General features: G+C 44.0%; 4 protein-coding genes and 1 pseudogene. 2 read left to right on the forward strand and 3 right to left on the reverse strand.

From position 1 onward, the window contains the following. Positions 1-20: 20 nt before the first annotated feature. Positions 21-380 carry a type II toxin-antitoxin system PemK/MazF family toxin gene (locus ACRC32_RS15080; RefSeq protein ID WP_438554737.1) on the reverse strand — a complete coding sequence of 120 codons (360 nt, stop codon included), beginning with the start codon at positions 378-380 and terminating at the stop codon, positions 21-23. Further along, the gene (gene mazE / locus ACRC32_RS15085) at positions 367-621 is read right to left on the reverse strand and encodes a type II toxin-antitoxin system MazE family antitoxin (RefSeq protein WP_438554738.1); all 255 of its coding nucleotides are present in this window, start codon (positions 619-621) and stop codon (positions 367-369) included. Before mazE ends, ACRC32_RS15080 begins: the two co-directional genes overlap by 14 nt. 171 nt (positions 622-792) lie before the next feature. On the opposite strand from mazE, the gene ACRC32_RS15090 reads away from it, so the two are divergent. Together ACRC32_RS15090 and ACRC32_RS15095 are read left to right on the forward strand one after the other, a co-directional pair. Then, positions 793-1,572, forward strand: coding sequence for a tyrosine-type recombinase/integrase (locus ACRC32_RS15090; RefSeq protein ID WP_438554739.1), 780 nt, complete (start codon positions 793-795; stop codon positions 1,570-1,572). A 168-nt stretch (positions 1,573-1,740) separates the two neighbouring features. Beyond that, positions 1,741-2,388: a hypothetical protein gene (locus ACRC32_RS15095; protein WP_438554740.1), complete on the forward strand. Its 648-nt coding sequence runs from the start codon at positions 1,741-1,743 to the stop codon at positions 2,386-2,388. Positions 2,389-2,501: 113 nt separating this feature from the next. On the opposite strand, the pseudogene ACRC32_RS15100 reads toward ACRC32_RS15095, so the two are convergent. Continuing rightward, positions 2,502-2,688: pseudogene (locus tag ACRC32_RS15100) on the reverse strand (hypothetical protein); the annotation flags it as partial.

Consider the following 2,688-nt stretch of genomic DNA (forward strand, 5'->3'; position numbering starts at 1 on the left):
ATCGCAGCAGATAACTTCTATTAGGGAGCAAACCCTAGAACAATATCTAAAGCCGCTCGAATTTGCTGCCAGTAATCCTCTTCTAACACGCCCAAGCAACCTAACACTCGTTGACCATCTACAGCACGGATCTGAGCTACATCTAAGAAGCGGTCTTTATCTAGCCCGTTATTCTGTGTTGCTCTGACATTCACTATATAAGGGGCTTGCTTACTACCTGGTCGGAACGGAATTACAACAGTTAGCAGTCCGTACTGGTTCATGATGTCGTTCTGCACGATTAAACAAGACCGAGTTTTTTGAACTTCCGCTCCCACAGTCGGGTCTAGTCTAACCCAGCGAATTTCCCCGCGTCGATAAGTCAGATTACCGCTCGGCATCAGCGCCGCCTGCTGCTAAATCGATCCCGTCACCCACGACGCTATCCCAATCGGCAATTTCAGCCTGATAGTCAGGGTCAACTGCATCGCTGTTTAGTGCCGCAATCAACTCGGCTTCAACTATTTGCTTTCGCTGTTCTCGCAACAGACTGTTGATGTAATCGCTGCGATTGCCAGAAGCAACAGCATCTAGAAACGCAACTAGGTCTTTGTCGAGAGTAACCGCTATTTTTTGTTTCATCGTCTTGCCCTTGAGTATGACATTTATATCATACCCATAACTCTGATACTCCAAAAGAGCGCCTAAGATAGCGCAGTTGTGCGCGATCGCACTCCCTATTTCATGCCAGAATTATTCGGAAAATTTTCTATCCTACAATTGGGTTAGTGTCAATCTTTTCGGATTGCGTCGTTGCCCAAGTCCCCACCCCCACACAAGATCCCCTTCTCCCAGCGCCGCGAACGCGAATTTCTCTATTTGTCAGAAGTTGACGCGCTGATTGATGCGTTGGAATATACTCGTTCCCCCACCAGAAATCAGGCACTCGCCATCCTGCTATTCTGCCAAGCTTTACAGCCAGCCGAGTTGTGCTGGCTGCGCTGGCGTGACGTAGACTTTGCCGAAAAGATTTTGCGTGTAGATCGCATTCGCTCGAAACCCGATTACCTACAACCCCAAACTCAAGCCCCTACTAACATACAACTTCTATGTGAGGCAGAGATTGACATTCTCCAGCAGCTTGAGGAGCAGCGCACTACCGATTGGTTATTTGCTTCGGAACGCAAGCAGCGACTTAGTGAACGATCGCTACACCACATCATTCAGCAAGCCGGAGCGATCGCCAATCTACCTTTCCCGACTCACCCGTATATGTTACGCCGCTCTGGACTATATTACCGTGCTGCCTTGCTGTTGCAACATCTAGGTTTAACGCTACGGCAATGTTGTTTGCTTTGGAACTGGAACGGAACTACAGTTGAGTTTTCCCCCCAGTCAGAACAAGACTACCACGCTATAGAGCAAGCACAAGTTAATGCCTTTAAATCAGCACTGGAAAAACTCAAAGCTTTTGCTGGGATCGCAGTCTATCAGAATGTTATCGATTACCTGCTGGGTGCTTTCCTGCTGTTCCCCCGCCTTCAGGGTATTCCCCAGGATTACTGGCTGGCTCCCAAGAGTTGGAGTCTTTGAACTTTGCCGAAAAAATTTGTATACCTACTTGGTCAATCCAATTTTATTCTGAATTTTTAGGTTTTATTAATTCTTTTTCTTGAAATCAAATGATAGTGTAGACACATATTTAGGATACTAGCTATAAGTTATAGCTTTAAACTCATAAGCTTATAAGTAGAGAATTCAATGAGCTGGTTACAGGCAATTGCTGCTGTAGGTAGTGCGTTGGCTGCAATTCTTGCATGGGCAGCAAAGTTACAGTGGTCTAAAGAGTTTAAAGATGCGAAGGAAGCAGAAATCAGGGCGTTGAAGATTCAGATCGAATCCTTGAAAACTACTAGAGATGAAATAGTTAAAGCAAAGGAAGCAGAGGTGATTGCTTTAAAAGCGCAAGTTGAATCTTTAAAAGTTGCTCAGGAAGAGACTATTAAAGCAAAAGATACACAAATTAATATGCTTCGGGAGCTAACGCCACTTAAGTTACGAGAAAGTTATGAAAGCTCGGCATTTATCTACGAGAAATTGAACGAGCAACTTCAAAAACAACTTCAAGAAAATCAATTAAAAATTGAAGAAAAAGATAGAGAGTTATTGAAACTAAGTACAGAGAAAAATAATCCTTCTCCAGATTTAGAACAGCTTGAAGCTGAAAAGGCAGAGTTGGAAAAGGAACAAAGTGTATTAGAAGCCGCAGTATCTTTTGCAGGATCTGTAACATCTACAGCAGGCTCTATCATTTTAGATAACCGTCATAGTCTGATACCTTTAGCAGCTCTAGCCCTTGGTTGGGGAGTGGTTTCTAAAAACTCTCAAGAAAAAGGTAGCGACGGTTAGCGGAGCAAGAAACCAGCTCTGGGCTGTGGTGCTTGTAAGATAAAACGATTTTGAAGCGCGGTAGCTCATACTTTGCCGAAAAGATTTAGCGCTCGCATAAATTATCTGAAATTCTAAAATGGCGACACGATCGCAGTTAGTGACAGAATTACTTTAGATAACTTAAGCTCTGGCAAGTTTTCTAAAACTTCTTCCACCTGCTTTGGGCTAAATGCCATTAGCTGTACACCAGCAACAGTTCTCCAAGCAGAATCAGCCATAAAGTGAACTAAGCTTTGGAACGGTGCTAGATCTATTCTT

Source organism: Chroococcidiopsis sp., assembly GCF_051657925.1.
Classification (GTDB): Bacteria; Cyanobacteriota; Cyanobacteriia; order Cyanobacteriales; family Chroococcidiopsidaceae; genus Chroococcidiopsis.

Excerpts from the sequence above, each read along its gene's own strand:
- ACRC32_RS15080 (WP_438554737.1), bottom strand. The coding sequence starts at position 380 with ATGCCGAGCGGTAATCTGACTTATCGACGCGGGGAAATTCGCTGGGTT.
- mazE (WP_438554738.1), bottom strand. The coding sequence starts at position 621 with ATGAAACAAAAAATAGCGGTTACTCTCGACAAAGACCTAGTTGCGTTT.
- ACRC32_RS15095 (WP_438554740.1), top strand. The coding sequence starts at position 1,741 with ATGAGCTGGTTACAGGCAATTGCTGCTGTAGGTAGTGCGTTGGCTGCA.